Genomic DNA, 18,484 nt, shown 5'->3' with positions numbered 1-18,484 from the left:
GGTAGGCCTGCCAGACTTCCTGGTCCAGCAGGACATAGACATAACCCTGACGCAGGATGCGTGGCTGGTCCCCGTGCAGCGGGACGGCAGCGACTTCGGTGTTACGGGCCAGCGGGAGTGCTGTAGTGGCGCGGGGCCTGGGAGCGTAGGCGGTACGCAGCAGGAGGATGGGCAGGCCGCTTCGCTCGCAGGCGTTGCAGGTCCCGTTGGGATTGGGGATCGCCTGGCGCATGGCGGTGATGATGGATTTGCTGATGCTCATGGATAGCTCCGGCCGGTATAAAGGCGACAACTCGTTCCATGAGCGGGCTATTCATGGGATTCCTTGTCCTGTCACTGAGCTGAGCCTGTTCAAGACCCGCTCAAACGTTGGAAGCAGACAAGGACCATAAGGCGATGAACAATAGGCAGTCTTCCCCATAGCTTCCGAAGTCATCGTGGGAAATTTCGCTTTCTGAAAAGATGTGACGAGTGCATCCAGGATCTGCTCGTGGCAAAAGCAAAGCTGAGAGGGCCAATTCTCACACCCAAAAGCCGAAGAAAAAGACCGTCACAACACCGAGCCCCACGGCAATCGAACACCCTCCCAACGACAGCGCGGCCCGGCCATGCCGGTACCAGCCGTCATGACCCAGCTGTTGCGCCGGGGCGAGCAGGTTGCGCCAGCGCAGTTCAGTGTCGTGGAAGGCGTGCAGGTGCTCTGGGGCCGCGTCCAGCCAGCGACGGAAGTCGATGCGTTCGCTGGCGGTGGCTTCGGGATTTTGCAGGCGGACGTACCATTGGCCGGCGACGCGGGCCAAGGCATCGCCAGGCGCGCAGGTGACCTGCAGGGCCTGGTTCATGTGGCGTTCGATCGCCAGGAGGGGCAGGCCCAGGCGTTCGGCGATGGCGGCGAAGCCAAGTTGATCGAGGCGGTTGAGCAGGAAAACTTGCTGGATGCGCCGCGGCAGGCGCTTGAGCCGATGGAGCAGTACGTCTTCGGTAGCCGACTGGAGGCGAGGGGTGCCGTGTTCAAGGGGCAGCGGCAGGCGGGTCATGGACAGCTCCTTGCTCAACATGAGGGGAGGGGGCATCTTCCGTGATGCGCGAGCAGCATAATCTTAACGATAGTGATTCTCAAGTACTGTTCGCGCAAAACGTTGTTACAGTCGTTCACGAATGGATACGTCTTTGCTATCATCGCGGCCATCAAGCGGTAACCTTCTTCATTAGCCTGAAGAGCCAAAAAAAAGACCCGGCAAAAAGCCGGGTCAAAAACCGTGATTAGCCTGATGAGGAGATAATCTGAGAGTCCGACCTAAGGGCTTCCAGGTTATCCAGCGGGTCTCGCGACCAGCTGAGTGCAATAATAATCGTTATCATTTGCCAGTCAAATGAATTTCACCTTTCCCGGTAAAAAAATTTTACCGGTGCCCCTCCTGCTCCCCAGAAGCGGGGCTTTCGTTGCCGTTCGGCGATCACGGTCATCCTTTATTTCCCTTCTTGTCGTGCCACCTCCTCGTGCTCCAGCAGCGCCCGGGCCATGTCGACCATGTGCATCAGGGCGAACATCACTTCGCGCGTCATCCCCTGGAGTTGATGGGTGGCCGTTTCATGGGCGGTAGCCGAGGCGCAGCGCAACAGGGCCAGGGCGTGCTCGTGTGCCTGCTTGGCAGACACGCCGCTGTGCAGGGTCCAGATTCTGTTGTCCAGGTTGGGACGCTGCGGCGCGGGGTTGAGGTAGTAGTCGAGGGCGCGGCGGGCGGCTTCGCTGTCGAGATCTGTTTCTTCGTTTTTCGATGGTTTCATCCTGATACCTGCTCACAGTCACTACGGAGTGGTGAATACGGAGGATAGGTCAATATGTATTATTTATCTCAAGCAAGATAATTCAGGATGTGTATTGATGCGCTGGATACAGCCCGTATTGTTCTCGGCCATGGAAAACTGGAACGAATTTCTCGCGCGCTATAAGCGCGAACATGGCCTTAACCAACTAGAGCTTGCCGAACGCCTCGGGATGACCCAAGGCGGCGTGGGCCATTGGTTGCGTGGCACCCGCAGGCCGACCCTGGCGACGATCAATGAAAAATTGGAGAAGCTCGGGTTGGTCTACCTCAAGGCTCAGGTCATGGTGGTAGAGCGCGGCCTGTTGCGTGAGCCGGCCGGTGCCTATACCTCGGAGCGCTCCCCTTCACCCGAAGCGCTGCGTTATGCCAGTTTCCGCTTCCCGGTGCTGGCCTGGGCCGACTTGCAAGGGGCCTTGCCCGACGCTGTCGAAGAGTCCGAGCAGACCGACTACATGCCGGCCGGCAATGCATTCTGGTTGCCTGTCGAGAACGACTCGATGAACGCCGCAAGCGGTACGAGTGTGCCCCAGGGCATGCTCATTCTGGTGGACGCGGGCCTCGAGCCGATGCCGGGCAAACTGGTGATCGCCCGCCAGCCGGGCAAGGCGGCGGTTCTCAGGCAACTGATCGAGGAGGGTGGAGAGCGAATGCTCAGGCCGTTGAATACGCGGTATCCGACCGTTCTATGTGAAGACGGGTGCGAGTTTCTTGGGGTCGTTGTGCGGGTGCACGGCAAGTTCTAGATCGCCGGGCTGCTCCGCGGCCCAATCGCGTGCAAGCTCGCTCCCACAGGGGGCGGCGCTAGCCGCTTGTTCTCTGCGCGACAGCGCAGCCCAAAGGAGCAGGCTTGCCCCGCGATTGGGCCGCGCAGCGGCCCTTTGCATCATTCGGCCAGATCCACCAGCACCGCGCCCTCGCTGACCATATCCCCCTCCTGGCAGAACAGGGCCTTGACCGTGCCGCCGTGGGGGGCGCGGATGCTGTGCTCCATCTTCATCGCCTCCAGCACCACCAGCGCGGTACCGGCCTCGACCACTTGGCCCGGCTCCACCAATACCCGCACGATACTGCCGTTCATGGGCGCGCCCAAGCCACCCTGGTGGCTGTGGCTGGCTTCGGCTTCGGCGATCGGGTCGAAGACGCTCACGGCATGCATTTCCCCGTCCCATTGCAGGTACAGGGTGCCCTCACGGCGGATGGCCAGGTGTCGACGGCGCACGCCATCCACATCGTGGGACAGCTGCTCGCCGTCCAGGCGCCAGGTCGAGGGCGCGCTGTGTTCCAGCGCCACGGCCTGGTCCTGCCCGCCACTGGCCAGGTGCAGGCTGCTGTGTGCCGCCAGGCCCAGGCGCAAGCCGTCGCGCCGGGCCCAGGGCGAGGCGGGGTCGTCGTGGCGTTGGTGGGCGGGGCTCCCTTGCAGCCAGGCCTCGGCGGCCGCCTGCCAGAACGTGGCCGGCAGCGCGTTCGGTGCGGGCAGCAACTCGGCCTGGTAGCGCGGAATGAAACCGGTGTCCAGTTCCGCTGCGGCGAAGGCCGGGTGGGCGAGGATGCGGCGCAGGAAGGCGATGTTGGTCTTCAGCCCGCCGACGGCGAATTCGTCGAGCATGGCCAGCAGGCGCAGGCGGGCTTGCTCGCGGTCCTGGCCCCAGGCGATCAGTTTGCCCAGCATCGGGTCGTAGAAGGGCGAGACCCCATCACCCTCGCTGACCCCGCTGTCCACCCGGCGGCCCTCGCCGGGTGCCGATTCGCGGTACAGCGCCAAGGTGCCGGTGGCGGGCAGGAATTCGTTGGCCGGATCTTCCGCGTACAGGCGCACCTCGATGGCATGGCCGACCAGCGGCACCTGGTCCTGGGTGATCGGCAGCGGCTCACCGCAGGCCACGCGGATCTGCCAGGCCACCAGGTCCAGGCCGGTAATGGCCTCGGTGACCGGATGCTCCACCTGCAGGCGCGTGTTCATTTCCATGAAGAAGAACTCGCCACGGGCATCGAGCAGGAACTCGACGGTGCCCGCGCCGACGTAGCCGATGGCCTGGGCAGCGCGTACGGCGGCCTCGCCCATGGCCTTGCGCAGCTCGGTGGACAGCCCTGGGGCCGGGGCTTCCTCGACTACTTTCTGATGGCGGCGCTGGATCGAGCAGTCGCGCTCGTTGAGGTACAGGCAGTTCCCGTGTTGATCGGCGAACACCTGGATCTCCACATGGCGCGGCTTGAGCACGTACTTTTCCACCAGCATGCGCGCATCGCCGAACGACGACTGCGCCTCACGCTGCGCCGAGGCCAGGGCATCGGCCAACTGGCTTTCTTCCTCGACCACCTTCATGCCCTTGCCGCCACCACCGGCACTGGCCTTGAGCAGCACCGGGTAGCCGATGCGCTCGGCGGCGGCGCGGAAGGTCTCCAGGTCCTGGGCTTCACCGTGGTAGCCCGGTACCAGCGGCACGCCTGCTGCTTCCATCAGTGCCTTGGCCGCCGACTTGCTGCCCATGGCGTCGATGGCGCTGGCAGGCGGGCCGAGGAAGATCAGCCCGGCCTGTTCGATGGCGCGGGCGAAGCCTGCGTTCTCGGAGAGGAAGCCATAGCCTGGGTGGATGGCCTGGGCGCCGCTGGCCTTGGCTGCCGCCAGTAGCTTGTCGATCACCAGGTAGCTCTCGGCGGCCTTGGTGCCGCCCAGGTCGATGCGGATGTCGGCTTCGCGGCTGTGGCGGGCGTCGCGATCGGTGGCGCTGTGCACGGCCACCGTGGTCAGGCCCATGGCCTTGGCGGTGCGCATGACCCGGCAGGCGATCTCGCCACGGTTGGCGACCAGCAGGGTGGTCAGGGTGGGGCGGCTCATGGGCGCGGTTCCTTCTCGTTGGCTTGCCAGGCGGGGCGGCGTTTTTCCAAGAAGGCGCGCAGGCCCTCCTGGCCTTCGGGGCTGACACGGATGCGGGCGATGGTGTTCTCGCAGTAGCGGCGCAGCGCGGGGCTGAGTTCGCCGTCGTCCACTTCGCGCAGCAGGTCCTTGGTGGCACGCAAGGCCTGGGGGCTGTTCTGCAACAGGTTGTCTATCCAGGCTTGGACTTGGGTGTCGAGTTCGGCGGCCGGGTAGACCTCGGCCAGAAGGCCCAGCTCGTGGGCCCGCACGCCACTGAAACGTTCGGCGGTCAGGGCATAGCGACGCGCGGCGCGTTCGCCGATGGCCTTGACCACGAACGGACTGATCACTGCCGGGGCCAGGCCGATGCGCACTTCCGACAGGCACAGCTGGGCGTCCTCGGCGCCGATGGCCATGTCGCAGCAGCTGATCAGGCCCAGGGCTCCGCCGAAGGCTGCCCCTTGCACCACGGCCAAGGTCGGAGCCTTGAGCCGGTGCAGGGCATACATCAGCTCGCCCAGCTCATGGGCGTCGTCCAGGTTGGTGTTGAAATCCAGCTGCGCCGACTGCTGCATCCAGGCGAGGTCGGCACCGGCGCTGAAGTGCCGGCCACGGCCGCGCAGCAGCACGAAACGCAGGCTGGCATCTTCGGCGAGCTGGTCGAGGGCGACGATCAATTCACGGATCATCTGCGCGTTGAAGGCATTGTTCTTGTCTTCGCGGCTGAGCCACAGGGTGGCGAAACCGCGAGGGTCCTTGATGACTTCCAGGGTGCTGAAATCGCTCATCGGTCACATCCGGAAAATGCCGAAGCGGCTCTGTTCGATCGGGGCGTTCAGCGCGGCGGACAACGCCAAGCCGAGCACGTCGCGGGTTTGCGCCGGGTCGATGACACCGTCGTCCCACAGCCTTGCGCTGGAGTAGTAGGGGTGGCCCTGGCGCTCGTACTGGTCGAGGATGGGCTGCTTGAGCCTGGCCTCGTCCTCGGCGCTGAAGGCGCTGCCGGCGCGTTCGCTCTGCTCGCGCTTGACCTGGGCCAGCACGCCTGCGGCCTGCTCGGCGCCCATCACGCCGATGCGCGCGTTGGGCCACATCCATAGGAAGCGCGGGTCGTAGGCGCGGCCGCACATGCCGTAGTTGCCGGCACCGAAGCTGCCACCGATGATCACCGTGAACTTTGGCACCTGGGCGCAGGCGACCGCGGTCACCAGCTTGGCGCCGTGCTTGGCGATGCCACCTTCCTCGTATTTCTTGCCGACCATGAAGCCTGTGATGTTCTGCAGGAACAGCAGCGGGATGCCGCGCTGGCAGGCCAGCTCGATGAAGTGCGCGCCTTTTTGCGCCGCTTCGGCGAAGAGGATGCCGTTGTTGGCCAGGATCGCCACCGGGTAGCCGTGCAGGTGGGCGAAACCGCATACCAGGGTGGTGCCGAACAACGCCTTGAATTCATCGAACACCGAGCCATCGACCAGGCGCGCGATCACTTCGCGCACATCGAACGGCTGCTTGGCGTCGGCGGGGACCACGCCGTACAGTTCCTCGGCGTCGTACAGCGGGGCGATCGGCGCCTGGCGCTGCAGCTTGCCGAGCTTGTGCCAATTGAGGTTGGCCACGCTGCGCCGGGCCAGGGCCAGGGCATGCTCGTCGTTGTCGGCATAGTGGTCGGCCACGCCGCTGGTGCGGCAATGCACATCGGCGCCGCCCAGGTCCTCGGCGCTCACCACCTCGCCGGTGGCAGCCTTCACCAAGGGCGGGCCAGCAAGGAAGATGGTCGCCTGCTGGCGCACCATGATCGCTTCGTCGGCCATGGCCGGCACGTAGGCGCCGCCGGCGGTGCACGAGCCCATCACCACGGCGATCTGCGCAATGCCCAGGGCGCTCATGTTGGCCTGGTTGAAGAAGATCCGCCCGAAGTGCTCGCGGTCGGGGAACACCTCGTCCTGGCGTGGCAGGTTGGCCCCACCGGAGTCCACCAGGTAGATGCACGGCAGGCGGTTCTGCAGGGCGATGGCCTGGGCGCGCAGGTGCTTCTTCACCGTCAGCGGGTAGTAGGAGCCGCCTTTGACCGTGGCGTCGTTGGCCACGACCATGCATTCCACCCCTTCGATGCGACCGATGCCGGCGATCACGCCGGCGGCGGGTACGTCTTCGCCATACACCTCATGGGCGGCCAGTTGGCCGATCTCGAGGAACGGCGAGCCTGGGTCGAGCAGCCGGTCGATGCGCTCGCGCGGCAGCAGCTTGCCCCGTGAGGTGTGCCGCTCCTGGGCCTTCGGGCCGCCGCCCTGGGCGACGTGGGCGAGCAGGGTGCGCAGGGCCTGGACCTGCTCGCGCATGGCCGCGCTGTTGGCGGCGAACTCCGCCGAGCGCGGGTTGATCTGGGTATGCAAGGTAGCCATTGGCGCCGGTTCCTCGTGCTCAGCGGGTTTCGTTGAACAGTTCGCGACCGATCAGCATCCGCCGGATCTCGCTGGTGCCGGCGCCGATCTCGTACAGCTTGGCGTCGCGTAGCAGGCGGCCAGCCGGGAATTCGTTGATATAGCCATTGCCGCCCAGGATCTGGATCGCCTCCAGGGCCATCTGGGTGGCGCGCTCGGCGGTGTAGAGGATTACCCCGGCGGCGTCCTTGCGGGTGGTCTCGCCGCGGTCGCAGGCTTGCGCCACGGCATACAGGTAGGCGCGGCTGGCGTTGAGCTGAGTGTACATGTCGGCGATCTTGCCTTGGATCAGCTGGAACTCGCCGATGCTCTGGCCGAACTGCTTGCGGTCATGGATGTACGGCACCACCAGGTCCATGCAGCTCTGCATGATCCCGGTCGGGCCACCGGAGAGCACCACGCGCTCGTAGTCCAGGCCGCTCATCAGTACCCGTACGCCACCGTTGAGCTGGCCGAGGATGTTTTCTTCGGGCACTTCCACGCCATCGAAGAACAGCTCGCAGGTGTTGGAACCGCGCATGCCCAGCTTGTCGAACTTGTTGCTGCGCGAGAAGCCTTTCCAGTCGCGCTCGACGATGAATGCGGTGATACCGTGGGGGCCCTTGTCCAGGTCGGTCTTGGCGTAGATCACGTAGGTGTTGGCATCGGGGCCGTTGGTGATCCAGGTCTTGCTGCCGTTGAGCACGTAGCGGTCGCCGCGCTTCTCGGCGCGCAGCTTCATCGACACCACATCGGAGCCGGCGTTGGGTTCGCTCATGGCCAGGGCGCCGATGTGCTCGCCGCTGATCAGCTTGGGCAGGTATTTTTGCTTCTGCTCATGGGTGCCGTTGCGGTTGATCTGGTTGACGCACAGGTTGGAATGGGCGCCATAGGACAACGCCACCGAGGCCGAGCCACGGCTGATCTCTTCCATCGACACCACGTGGGCCAGATAGCCCAGGCCCGCGCCGCCGTATTCCTCCGGCACTGTGATGCCCAGCAGGCCCATGTCGCCGAACTTGCGCCACATGTCGGCGGGGAACAGGTTGTCCTGGTCGATCTGCGCGGCGCGCGGGGCCAGCTCGGCGGCAACGAAGGTGCGCACCTGGTCGCGGAGCATGTCGATGGTTTCGCCCAAGGCGAAGTTCAGGGTGGGGTAATGCATGCGGGGGCACCTTCTTGTTCTTGAAATAAGGGATGTTGCACCGCCTCCTACAGGGTAGGTGCAAACCTGGCGTTCGTTTTTCACCTTTACGTTAACGTAAACCTGGCTTTGGAAGCTGTCAATCGACTCGTGACCTTTACGTTAACGTAAATCTGCGCCAGAGTAGCCGCGCTTGCTTCAGTCATGCCCAGAACAACCACAAGAAGGGACATCCATGAGTCAACCAAGCTACACCCGCGGCCGTCAGGACCGCCCGTTGTTGACCCTGACCATCGGCCAGGCCTTCGACGCCACCGTGGCCCGCTACCCCGACGGCGAGGCCCTGGTGGTGCGGCACCAGGGGCTTCGCTACAGCTGGCGGCAACTGGCCGAGGCAGTCGATGGCCATGCCAGGGCGCTGATGGCCCTGGGCGTGCAGGTCGGTGACCGGGTCGGGATTTGGGCGCCCAACTGTGCCCAGTGGTGCATCCTGCAACTGGCCAGCGCCAAGGTCGGCGCGATCCTGGTCAACATCAACCCGGCCTACCGGGTCGGTGAGCTGGAATACGTACTGCGCCAGTCCGGTTGCAGCTGGCTGGTCTGCGCCGATGCCTTCAAGACGTCTGACTACCATGCCATGGTCCTGGGCCTGGCTCCCGAGCTTGCTACCTGCACGCTTGGCCAGCTGGCCAGCGAGCGGCTCCCGGCGTTGCGTGGAGTGGTCAGCCTGGCAGCGAACCCGCCGGTCGGCTTCCTGCCCTGGGGCCACCTGGCCGAGCGGGCAGGGCAGACGGCTCCCGAGGCCTTCGAGGCCCGCCAGCGCAGCCTGCAGTTCGACCAGCCGGTGAACATCCAGTACACCTCCGGTACCACCGGCGCGCCCAAGGGGGCCACGCTCAGCCACTACAACATCCTCAACAACGGCTACATGGTCGGTGAAAGCCTGGGCTTGTCCGAGCGCGACCGCATGGTGATCCCGGTGCCGCTGTATCACTGCTTCGGCATGGTCATGGCCAATTTGGGTTGCGTCACCCATGGCAGCACCATGATCTACCCCAACGATGCCTTCGACCCAGGCCTGACCTTGCAGACCGTGGCCGAGGAGCGCGCCAGCATCCTCTATGGCGTGCCGACCATGTTCATCGCCATGCTCGACCACCCCGGCCGCGCCGGGCTGGACCTGTCCAGCCTGCGCAGCGGCATCATGGCCGGCGCCACCTGTCCGATCGAGGTGATGCGCCGGGTGATCGAGCAGATGCACATGGCTCAGGTACAGATCGCCTACGGCATGACCGAGACCAGCCCGGTGTCGCTGCAGACCGGCCCGGACGATGAGCTGGAGTTGCGCGTGACCACGGTCGGCCGCACCCAGCCGCAGCTGGAAAGCAAGCTGGTGGACGAGCACGGCAATATCGTCCCGCGGGGCGAGATCGGCGAGCTGTGCACCCGCGGCTATAGCGTCATGCTCGGCTACTGGGGCAACCCCCAGGCCACCCAGGACGCCATCGACCCGGCCGGCTGGATGCACACCGGCGACCTGGCGGTAATGGACGAGCAGGGCTATGTGCGCATCGTCGGGCGCAACAAGGACATGATCATTCGCGGAGGCGAGAACATCTACCCGCGCGAGCTCGAGGAGTTCTTCCATACCCACCCGGCGGTGGCCGATGCCCAGGTGATCGGCATCCCCTGCAGCCGGTATGGGGAAGAGGTGGTCGCGTGGATCAAGCTGCACCCTGGGCACAGCGCGACCGCCGAGCAATTGCAGCAGTGGTGCAAAGCGCACATCGCCCATTTCAAGGTGCCGCGGCATTACCGGTTCGTCGATGAGTTCCCGATGACGGTGACCGGTAAGGTGCAGAAGTTCCGCATGCGCGAGATCAGCATTGCTGAGATCAAGTTGTAACCTGGGTAGGCCTTACTGGCCCTATCGCGGGGCATAGCGCTATGCCTGTGGGGGTGGGCTTGCCCCGCGATAGGGCCGGTACTGCCGAATCGAGATCCTGAACCTTGTCTATCCTTTGCCTTTGACCGGCGGCTCCTCGCTCGGCGGGTCGCCCACCGGCGGCGGCGTGCCCGGCTTGGTCGGCTCCTCCGGGTCCTCTTCAGGCTCCGGTGGTGGCAGGGTCGGGTCGTCGATGTTCGGGTCCGGCGTCTCCGGTGGAATGGGAATACTCATGGCCTGGCCTCCCAGGGGAAATACGGCGTCGTTGCAGGCTTTGACTCGGCGCCGCGTCGTTCGCTCAATTTTTTTGAACCCCCGGCAGCTCCCACGGCTCTGAACCCTTACCGCCACTGCAAAAGGGAGCAAGGTTCGATGTCAGGTAATGAGCCCTTCGAAAGCGTGCCCATGGCCAATGATCACCCGGACCAGGCGATCAGCCTGTCCCAGGCGTTGCTGGCGCCACGTATCGTGATCGAGGACACCCAGCCGGTACTCGATGCCGGCACCTTCGCCACCAAGGCGGTGCGCGGCCAGCCGGTGGCGGTGAGCAGCAAGGTCTATACCGATGGCCATGACCGCTTGGCGGTGACCCTGCACTGGCGCCAGGCTCACAGCCGGCGCTGGCACTGCACGCCGATGCACTCACCGGGCAATGACCTATGGCTGGCCGAATTCACGCCCCAGGAACTGGGCCTGCACCTGTTCAGCATCGAGGCCTGGATAGACCCGTTCGCGACCTATTGCCATGACCTTGAGAAGAAGTACCACGCGGGCGTCGACGTCACCCTCGAACTGGAGGAGGGCCGGCTGCTGCTGGGCAAAGGCATCGAGCGCAGCGACGGCCTGTTGCGCGAGCAGCTCGAGCAATTGCAGCAGCGCCTGCCGACCTTGGCCCCGGATGACCAGGTGGCCTTGCTGCTGCGGGCCGACACGGCCTTGCTGATGAGCGAGGCCGAGCACCGCAGCTACCTGACTCGCAGCGCTGAGTTTCCGGTGGATGTGGACCGTGAACAGGCCTTGTTCGCCAGCTGGTACGAGCTGTTCCCACGCTCGATCACCGACCGCCCTGAGCGCCATGGCACGTTCAACGACGTGCACCAGCGCCTGCCGATGATCCGTGACATGGGCTTCGACGTGCTGTACTTCCCGCCAATCCACCCCATTGGCAACAAGCACCGCAAGGGCCGCAACAACGCCTTGCAGGCCGAGCCAGGCGACCCGGGCAGCCCCTATGCCATCGGCAGCCCCGAAGGCGGTCACGATGCCATCCACCCACAGCTGGGCAGCCGCGAGGATTTCCGCCGCCTGGTGGCCGCTGCCGCCGAGCATGGCCTGGAGATCGCCTTGGACTTCGCCATCCAGTGCTCCCAGGACCACCCCTGGCTAACCGAACATCCCGGTTGGTTCAGCTGGCGCCCCGACGGCACCATCCGTTACGCCGAGAACCCGCCGAAGAAATACCAGGACATCGTCAACGTCGACTTCTACGCCGCCGAGGCCGTGCCATCGCTGTGGTTGGCCCTGCGCGATGTAGTGGTCGGCTGGGTCGAGGAGGGCGTGCGCACCTTCCGTGTCGACAACCCGCACACCAAGCCGCTGCCGTTCTGGCAATGGCTGATCGCCAATGTACGCAGCCGCTACCCGGACGTGATTTTCCTCGCCGAGGCCTTCACTCGCCCGGCGATGATGGCGCGCCTGGGCAAGGTCGGCTACGCCCAGAGCTACACCTACTTCACCTGGCGCAACACCAAGCAGGAGCTGCGCGAATACCTTCAGGAACTCAACCAGGCGCCATGGCGCCATTGCTACCGGCCCAACTTCTTCGTCAACACGCCGGACATCAACCCCTACTTCCTGCAGACCAGTGGACGCGCGGGCTTTCTCATCCGCGCCGCCCTGGCGACCATGGGCTCCGGGCTGTGGGGCATGTATTCGGGCTTCGAGCTGTGCGAAGGCACGCCGCTGCCGGGCAAGGAGGAGTACCTGGATTCGGAGAAGTACGAGATCCGCCCGCGGGACTTCACCCAACCGGGCAACATCGTCGCCGAGATCGCCCAGCTCAATCGCATCCGCCGGCAGAACCGCGCCCTGCAGACCCACCTGGGCATCGAGTTCTTCAACTGCTGGAACGACAACATCCTGTACTTCGGCAAGCGCACTCCGGAGCGCGACAACTACATCCTGGTGGCCGTGAGCCTGGACCCGCACAACGCCCAGGAGGCGCACTTCGAGTTGCCGCTGTGGGAGCTGGGGCTGGACGACGCCGCCGACACCCATGGTGAGGACCTGATGAACGGCCACCGCTGGACCTGGCACGGCAAGACCCAATGGATGCGCATCGAGCCATGGCATCTGCCGTTCGGTATCTGGCGCATAGAGAAACCCCATTAGGGCCGTTGCGCAGCCCATCGCGGGACAAGCCCGCTCCCACAGGGGCCGTGCCGCATGACGGACCGCAAGGGCTCCCCCGGGGGCCGCGTTGCATGATGACAACACTGGACCTGTAGGAGCGGGCTTGTCCCGCGATAGGCCGCGAAGCGGCCTCAATGGCAGCCAAGACAGGAAGGAGTCGCCCATGGCCAAGCGTTCCCGCCCACAAGCCTTCATCGACGACCCGCTGTGGTACAAGGACGCGGTGATCTACCAATTGCACGTGAAGTCGTTCTTCGACGCCAACAACGACGGCATCGGTGATTTCGCCGGGTTGATGAGCAAGCTCGACTATATCGCCGACCTGGGCGTCAACACCCTCTGGCTGCTGCCGTTCTACCCCTCGCCACGGCGCGACGATGGCTACGACATCGCCGAATACAAAGCCGTGCACTCCGACTACGGCAGCATGGCCGACGCCCGGCGCTTCATCGCCGAGGCCCACAAGCGCGGCCTGCGGGTGATCACCGAGCTGGTCATCAACCATACCTCCGACCAGCACCCCTGGTTCCAGCGCGCCCGTCACGCCAAGCGCGGCAGCAAGGCCCGGGACTTCTACGTGTGGTCGGACGACGACCAGAAATACGACGGCACGCGGATCATCTTCCTCGACACCGAGAAGTCCAACTGGACCTGGGACCCGGTCGCCGGGCAGTACTTCTGGCACCGTTTCTACTCTCACCAGCCGGACCTGAACTTCGACAACCCGCAGGTGATGAAGGCGGTGATCGGCGTGATGCGCTTCTGGCTCGACCTGGGCGTCGATGGCCTGCGCCTGGACGCTATTCCCTATCTGATCGAGCGCGACGGCACCAACAACGAGAACCTGCCCGAGACCCACGCGGTGCTCAAGGCCATCCGCGCCGAAATCGACGCCAACTACCCCGACCGCATGCTTCTGGCCGAGGCCAACCAGTGGCCCGAGGACACCCGGCCGTATTTCGGCGAGGGCGACGGCGACGAGTGCCACATGGCCTTCCACTTCCCGCTGATGCCGCGCATGTACATGGCCCTGGCCATGGAAGACCGCTTCCCCATCACCGACATCCTGCGCCAGACCCCGGAGATCCCGGCCAACTGCCAGTGGGCGATCTTCCTGCGCAACCACGATGAGCTCACCCTCGAGATGGTCACCGACCGCGAGCGCGACTACTTGTGGAACTACTACGCCGAAGACCGCCGCGCGCGTATCAACCTGGGCATCCGCCGACGCCTGGCGCCGCTGCTGCAGCGTGACCGCCGGCGCATCGAGCTGCTCACCAGCCTGCTGTTGTCCATGCCTGGCACGCCGACCCTGTACTACGGCGACGAGCTGGGTATGGGCGATAACATCTACTTGGGCGACCGCGACGGTGTGCGCACGCCCATGCAGTGGTCGCCGGACCGCAATGGCGGTTTCTCCCGTGCCGACCCCCAGCGCTTGGTGCTGCCGCCGATCATGGACCCGCTCTACGGCTACCAGACCGTCAACGTCGAGGCCCAATCCCACGACCCGCACTCGTTGCTCAACTGGAACCGGCGCCTGCTGGCCGTACGCAAGCAGCAGAAGGCCTTCGGCCGGGGCACCTTGAAGATGCTCACGCCCAGCAACCGGCGCATCCTGGCCTACATCCGCGAATACACCGATGCCGAGGGCAACACCGAGATCGTACTGTGCGTGGCCAACGTCTCTCGCGCTGCCCAGGCCGCCGAGCTTGACCTGGCGCCGTATGCCGACAAGGTCCCGGTAGAGATGCTCGGCGGCAGCGCCTTCCCGCCCATTGGCCAGCTGCCATTCCTGCTGACCTTGCCGCCCTACGGCTTCTACTGGTTCCTGCTGGCTTCGCGCGACCGCATGCCCAGCTGGCACCTGGAACCGGCCGAAGGCCTGCCGGAGCTGACCACCCTGGTACTGCGCAAACGCATGGAAGAGCTGCTCGAAGCGCCCTCCAGCGACACCCTGCAAACCACCATCCTGCCCCAGTACCTGCCCAAGCGCCGCTGGTTCGCCGGCAAGCAGGGGCCGATCGACCAAGTGCGCCTGAACTATGGCGTGCGCCTGGCCACGGCCACCACGCCGGTGCTACTCAGCGAGCTGGAAGTCCACAGCGACGGCGCCGTGCAGCACTACCAGCTGCCGTTCGGCCTGCTACCTGAAGAGCAGATCAACAGCGCCTGGCCGCAACAATTGGCATTGTCGCGGGTGCGCCGGGGCCGCCAGGTAGGCTTGATCACCGACGCCTTCGTGCTCGAGCCGTTCATCCGTGCCGTACTGGGCAACTGCCAGGCCGGTACCCGCCTGGCCTGTGGCACCGGCGAGCTGCGCTTCGACAGCACCGCACAGCTGGCCACCCTGGAACTCAACGAAGACAGCGAAGTACGCTACCTCAGCGCCGAACAGTCCAACAGCTCGGTGGTGGTGGGCGGCAGCCTCGTGCTCAAGCTGATTCGCCGGGTCAACCCAGGCATCCACCCGGAGCTGGAAATGAGCGCCTACCTGACCGCCGCCGGCTTTGGCAATATCTCGCCGCTGCTGGCGTGGGTCAGTCGCGTGGACGAGCAGGGCCAGCCGCACCTGCTGATGATCGCCCAGGGTTACCTGAACAACCAGGGCGATGCCTGGGACTGGACGCAGAATACCTTGGAGCGTGCCGTGCGCGACGAGATGGAGCCTTCCACCGTCGAGCCCGAGGCGCACACTGACGCCCTGGCCGAACTCACAGGCTTCGCCGCCTTGCTCGGCCAGCGCCTGGGCGAGATGCACCTGTTGCTGGCCGCCCCCAGCGACGACGGGGCGTTCCAGCCGCGTCCCAGCAGCGAACAAGACTGCGCCCGCTGGAGTACGCAGATCAGCGCCGAGCTTACCCACGCACTGGACCTGCTGGCCCAGCATCGCGATGGCCTCGACGGCGACAGCCAGGCCCTGGTCGACGACTTGCTGCAACAGCGCGACGGCCTGACCCAGCACGTCGACACCCTGGCCCGACAGGCCCAGGGCGGCCTGCTGATGCGTGTGCATGGCGACCTGCACCTGGGCCAGGTGCTGGTGGTGCAGGGCGATGCCTACCTGATCGATTTCGAAGGCGAGCCCGCGCGGCCGCTGACGGAGCGGCGCGCCAAGCACAGCCCGTACAAGGATGTCAGCGGCGTGCTGCGTTCGTTCGACTATGCTGCTGCGATGATCCTGCGCAGCGCCTCGGCGGTAGACCTCTCCGATGCTGCGCGCCAAGCCCGGCAGCGAGTCGCCCGGCAGTACCTGCACCAGTCGCGCCATGCCTTTGTCGAGGCCTATGGCCTGGCCACTGCCGCCATGCCCCATGCTTGGGAGCAGGCCGAGGGCGAGCGTGCCGCGCTGGAGTTGTTCTGCCTGGAAAAAGCCGCCTACGAAATCACCTACGAAGCCGAGAACCGTCCGGGTTGGCTGGCCGTGCCTTTGCATGGGCTGCATGGGTTGATCAGTACCTGGGGTGAGTTGTGAGTTCGATATTCACGGGGCCGCGGTGCGGCCCAATCGCGGGACAAGCCCGCTCCCACACAGGCGGGTTTGCGCGATCCGCTGTAGGAGCGGGCTTGTCCCGCGATTGGGACGCGAAGCGGCCCTTAAAAAAACGATCCAAAACATCTGGAAGGGCAGAAGGATGAATGCAATCACGCGTGAAAACGGCGGCCTTCGGCAACGGGACCTGGATGCCCTGGCCCGCGCCGAGCACGCCGACCCGTTCGCAGTACTGGGCCCGCACGGCGATGGTGCAGGTGGCGTGTTCGTTCGCGCCTTCCTGCCCAATGCCCTCAACGCTCGAGTGCTGGCGCGCCACGATGGGCGCGTGCTGGCCGAGATGGAGCAGGGCAGCCTACCGGGGCTGTTCACCGCACATCTGGATGAAGCCCACCCGTACCTGTTGCAGATCGGCTGGGCCGGCGGCGAGCAGGTCACCGAGGACCCCTACAGCTTCGGCCCGCAACTGGGCGAGATGGACCTTTACCTGTTCGCCGAAGGCAACCACCGCGACCTCTCCGGGCGCTTCGGCGCCCAGCCGATGCATGCCGATGGCATCGATGGGGTGTGCTTCTCGGTGTGGGCGCCGAACGCCCGGCGGGTGTCGGTGGTAGGAGATTTCAACAATTGGGACGGCCGTCGCCACCCCATGCGCCTGCGCCACGATGCCGGTGTCTGGGAGCTGTTCGTGCCGCGCCTGGGCGTCGGCGAGGCCTACAAGTTCGAAGTGCTCGGTCGCGATGGCGTGTTGCCGCTCAAGGCCGACCCCCTGGCCCGTGCCACCGAGCTGCCGCCCAGCACCGCCTCCAAGGTGGCCGCGGCGCTCAGCCACACCTGGCAGGACCACGACTGGATGCAGCAGCGTGCAGAGCGCCACGCCTACCGGGCACCGCTGTCGATCTATGAGCTGCACGCTGGCTCCTGGCGCTGTGAGCTGGACGACGGCGGAGAGATAGCGCGCTTCTACAACTGGCGCGAACTGGCCGAGCGCCTGGTGCCCTATGTGCAGGACCTGGGGTTCACCCATATCGAGCTGCTGCCGATCATGGAGCACCCATTCGGCGGCTCCTGGGGCTACCAGCCGCTATCGCTGTTCGCGCCCACGTCCCGCTACGGCACTGCCGAGGACTTCGCTGCCTTTGTCGATGCCTGCCACCAGGGCGGTATCGGTGTGATTCTCGACTGGGTACCGGCGCATTTCCCCACCGACGAACATGGCCTGGCCCGCTTCGACGGCACGGCGCTGTACGAGTACGACAACCCCTTGGAGGGCTTCCACCAGGACTGGAATACGTTGATCTACAACCTCGGGCGCAATGAAGTGCGCGGCTTCATGCTGGCCTCGGCCCTGCACTGGCTCAAGCATTTCCACATCGACGGCCTGCGGGTCGATGCCGTGGCCTCGATGCTCTATCGCGACTATTCACGCAAGGCCGGCGAATGGGTGCCCAACCGCCACGGCGGGCGCGAAAACCTGGAAGCCATCGACTTCATCCGCCACCTCAACACCGTGGCGGCCCACGAGGCGCCGGGAGCGCTGATCATCGCCGAAGAATCCACCGCTTGGCCGGGTGTGAGTCAGCCGGTTCAGCAAGGCGGGCTGGGCTTTGCCTACAAGTGGAACATGGGCTGGATGCACGACACCCTGCACTACATCCAGAACGACCCGGTGCACCGCGCCTACCATCACAACGAGATGAGCTTCGGGCTGATCTATGCCTATTCCGAACACTTCATCCTGCCCATCTCCCACGACGAGGTGGTGCACGGCAAGCATTCGCTGATCGACAAGATGCCCGGCGATCGCTGGCAGAAGTTCGCCAACCTGCGCGCCTACCTGGCGTTCATGTGGGCGCACCCGGGCAAGAAGCTGCTGTTCATGGGCTGCGAGTTCGGCCAGTGGCGCGAGTGGAACCACGACCACCAGCTGGACTGGTACCTGCTGCAATACCCTGAACACCAAGGGGTGCAGCGCCTGGTCGCCGACCTCAATCGCTTGTACCGCGAGCTGCCCGCCCTGCATGAGCAGGACTGCCAGCCCCAGGGCTTCCAGTGGCTGATCGGCGACGATGCGCACAACAGCGTATATGCCTGGCTGCGCTGGAGCAGCGCCGGCGAGCCGCTGCTGGTGGTGGCCAACTTCACCCCGGTGCCGCGTGAGGGCTATCGGATCGGCGTGCCGTTCGGCGAACGCTGGCAGGAGCTGCTCAACAGCGATGCCGAGCTGTATGCCGGCACCAATGTCGGCAACCTGGGCGCGGTGGCCAGCGAGCAGATGCCCAGCCATGGGCAGCCGCTGTCGCTGGCGCTGAACCTGCCGCCGTTGGGCGTGCTGGTGATGAAGCCGGCCTGACCCGATGTCACCGTCGCCTGGCAAGGGCTTCGCC

13 protein-coding genes are annotated in these 18,484 nt (G+C 65.2%); 5 read left to right on the top strand and 8 right to left on the bottom strand.

From position 1 onward, the window contains the following. From ACNFG0_RS10230 to ACNFG0_RS10220, 3 genes are all read right to left on the bottom strand, one after another. On the bottom strand, positions 1 to 262 hold a 262-nt coding region (locus tag ACNFG0_RS10230), incomplete at its 3' end, for a toxin VasX (protein ID WP_416764680.1). Between the two features lie 259 nt (positions 263 to 521). Beyond that, positions 522 to 1,037, bottom strand: a complete 516-nt coding sequence (locus tag ACNFG0_RS10225; protein ID WP_416764678.1) for a DUF4880 domain-containing protein — start codon at positions 1,035 to 1,037, stop codon at positions 522 to 524. A 433-nt stretch (positions 1,038 to 1,470) separates the two neighbouring features. Continuing rightward, positions 1,471 to 1,788, bottom strand: a complete 318-nt coding sequence (locus ACNFG0_RS10220; RefSeq protein WP_196145872.1) for a DUF6124 family protein — start codon at positions 1,786 to 1,788, stop codon at positions 1,471 to 1,473. 130 nt (positions 1,789 to 1,918) lie between these two features. On the opposite strand from ACNFG0_RS10220, the gene ACNFG0_RS10215 reads away from it, so the two are divergent. Then, positions 1,919 to 2,572 (top strand): LexA family protein, encoded by a 654-nt coding sequence (locus tag ACNFG0_RS10215; protein WP_416764691.1) that lies wholly within the window; start codon positions 1,919 to 1,921, stop codon positions 2,570 to 2,572. Positions 2,573 to 2,712: 140 nt separating this feature from the next. On the opposite strand, the gene ACNFG0_RS10210 is transcribed toward ACNFG0_RS10215, so the two are convergent. Genes ACNFG0_RS10210 through ACNFG0_RS10195 form a run of 4 tightly spaced genes read right to left on the bottom strand, consistent with a single transcriptional unit; the run spans position 2,713 to position 8,268 of the window. Continuing rightward, positions 2,713 to 4,665 carry an acetyl/propionyl/methylcrotonyl-CoA carboxylase subunit alpha gene (locus ACNFG0_RS10210; RefSeq protein ID WP_416764676.1) on the bottom strand — a complete coding sequence of 651 codons (1,953 nt, stop codon included), beginning with the start codon at positions 4,663 to 4,665 and terminating at the stop codon, positions 2,713 to 2,715. Then, a complete protein-coding gene (locus tag ACNFG0_RS10205; RefSeq protein WP_416764674.1) occupies positions 4,662 to 5,474 on the bottom strand; it encodes a gamma-carboxygeranoyl-CoA hydratase in 813 nt (270 codons plus the stop codon). The genes ACNFG0_RS10210 and ACNFG0_RS10205 overlap by 4 nt, the downstream gene beginning before the upstream one ends. Before the next feature lie 3 nt (positions 5,475 to 5,477). Then, positions 5,478 to 7,085 (bottom strand): carboxyl transferase domain-containing protein, encoded by a 1,608-nt coding sequence (locus tag ACNFG0_RS10200; protein WP_196145869.1) that lies wholly within the window; start codon positions 7,083 to 7,085, stop codon positions 5,478 to 5,480. A gap of 19 nt (positions 7,086 to 7,104) precedes the next feature. After that, a complete protein-coding gene (locus ACNFG0_RS10195; RefSeq protein ID WP_196145868.1) occupies positions 7,105 to 8,268 on the bottom strand; it encodes an isovaleryl-CoA dehydrogenase in 1,164 nt (387 codons plus the stop codon). A 214-nt stretch (positions 8,269 to 8,482) separates the two neighbouring features. On the opposite strand from ACNFG0_RS10195, the gene ACNFG0_RS10190 reads away from it, so the two are divergent. Next, complete coding sequence (locus tag ACNFG0_RS10190) at positions 8,483 to 10,153, top strand: AMP-binding protein (protein WP_196166501.1); 1,671 nt, start codon at positions 8,483 to 8,485, stop codon at positions 10,151 to 10,153. Positions 10,154 to 10,261: 108 nt separating this feature from the next. Here the strand turns inward: ACNFG0_RS10190 and ACNFG0_RS10185 are convergent, their stop codons facing one another. Continuing rightward, a complete protein-coding gene (locus ACNFG0_RS10185; protein WP_196145866.1) occupies positions 10,262 to 10,426 on the bottom strand; it encodes a hypothetical protein in 165 nt (54 codons plus the stop codon). Between the two features lie 138 nt (positions 10,427 to 10,564). Between ACNFG0_RS10185 and ACNFG0_RS10180 the strand changes: the two genes are divergently transcribed. The 3 genes from ACNFG0_RS10180 to glgB all read left to right on the top strand — a co-directional run bounded on the left by ACNFG0_RS10180 (position 10,565) and on the right by glgB (position 18,450). Beyond that, entirely contained in the window at positions 10,565 to 12,583 is a 2,019-nt protein-coding gene (locus ACNFG0_RS10180; protein ID WP_416764671.1) for an alpha-1,4-glucan--maltose-1-phosphate maltosyltransferase, read from the top strand. Between the two features lie 184 nt (positions 12,584 to 12,767). Then, a complete protein-coding gene (treS, locus tag ACNFG0_RS10175; protein WP_416764669.1) occupies positions 12,768 to 16,079 on the top strand; it encodes a maltose alpha-D-glucosyltransferase in 3,312 nt (1,103 codons plus the stop codon). Positions 16,080 to 16,239: 160 nt separating this feature from the next. Continuing rightward, positions 16,240 to 18,450: a 1,4-alpha-glucan branching protein GlgB gene (gene glgB, locus ACNFG0_RS10170; protein WP_196155042.1), complete on the top strand. Its 2,211-nt coding sequence runs from the start codon at positions 16,240 to 16,242 to the stop codon at positions 18,448 to 18,450. Positions 18,451 to 18,484: the final 34 nt, after the last annotated feature.

It is taken from the genome of Pseudomonas sp. NY15372 (assembly GCF_048068215.1).
Lineage (GTDB): Bacteria > Pseudomonadota > Gammaproteobacteria > Pseudomonadales > Pseudomonadaceae > Aquipseudomonas > Aquipseudomonas guariconensis_A.
The sequence above is the reverse complement of the archived record's forward strand: the minus strand, read 5'-3'. Positions and strand labels throughout refer to the sequence as shown.

Coding starts and splice junctions, on each gene's coding strand:
- ACNFG0_RS10205 (WP_416764674.1), bottom strand. CDS start 5,474: ATGAGCGATTTCAGCACCCTGGAAGTCATCAAGGACCCTCGCGGTTTC.
- ACNFG0_RS10220 (WP_196145872.1), bottom strand. CDS start 1,788: ATGAAACCATCGAAAAACGAAGAAACAGATCTCGACAGCGAAGCCGCC.
- ACNFG0_RS10180 (WP_416764671.1), top strand. CDS start 10,565: ATGTCAGGTAATGAGCCCTTCGAAAGCGTGCCCATGGCCAATGATCAC.
- ACNFG0_RS10225 (WP_416764678.1), bottom strand. CDS start 1,037: ATGACCCGCCTGCCGCTGCCCCTTGAACACGGCACCCCTCGCCTCCAG.
- ACNFG0_RS10185 (WP_196145866.1), bottom strand. CDS start 10,426: ATGAGTATTCCCATTCCACCGGAGACGCCGGACCCGAACATCGACGAC.
- ACNFG0_RS10210 (WP_416764676.1), bottom strand. CDS start 4,665: ATGAGCCGCCCCACCCTGACCACCCTGCTGGTCGCCAACCGTGGCGAG.
- ACNFG0_RS10190 (WP_196166501.1), top strand. CDS start 8,483: ATGAGTCAACCAAGCTACACCCGCGGCCGTCAGGACCGCCCGTTGTTG.
- treS (WP_416764669.1), top strand. CDS start 12,768: ATGGCCAAGCGTTCCCGCCCACAAGCCTTCATCGACGACCCGCTGTGG.
- ACNFG0_RS10200 (WP_196145869.1), bottom strand. CDS start 7,085: ATGGCTACCTTGCATACCCAGATCAACCCGCGCTCGGCGGAGTTCGCC.
- glgB (WP_196155042.1), top strand. CDS start 16,240: ATGAATGCAATCACGCGTGAAAACGGCGGCCTTCGGCAACGGGACCTG.
- ACNFG0_RS10215 (WP_416764691.1), top strand. CDS start 1,919: ATGGAAAACTGGAACGAATTTCTCGCGCGCTATAAGCGCGAACATGGC.
- ACNFG0_RS10195 (WP_196145868.1), bottom strand. CDS start 8,268: ATGCATTACCCCACCCTGAACTTCGCCTTGGGCGAAACCATCGACATG.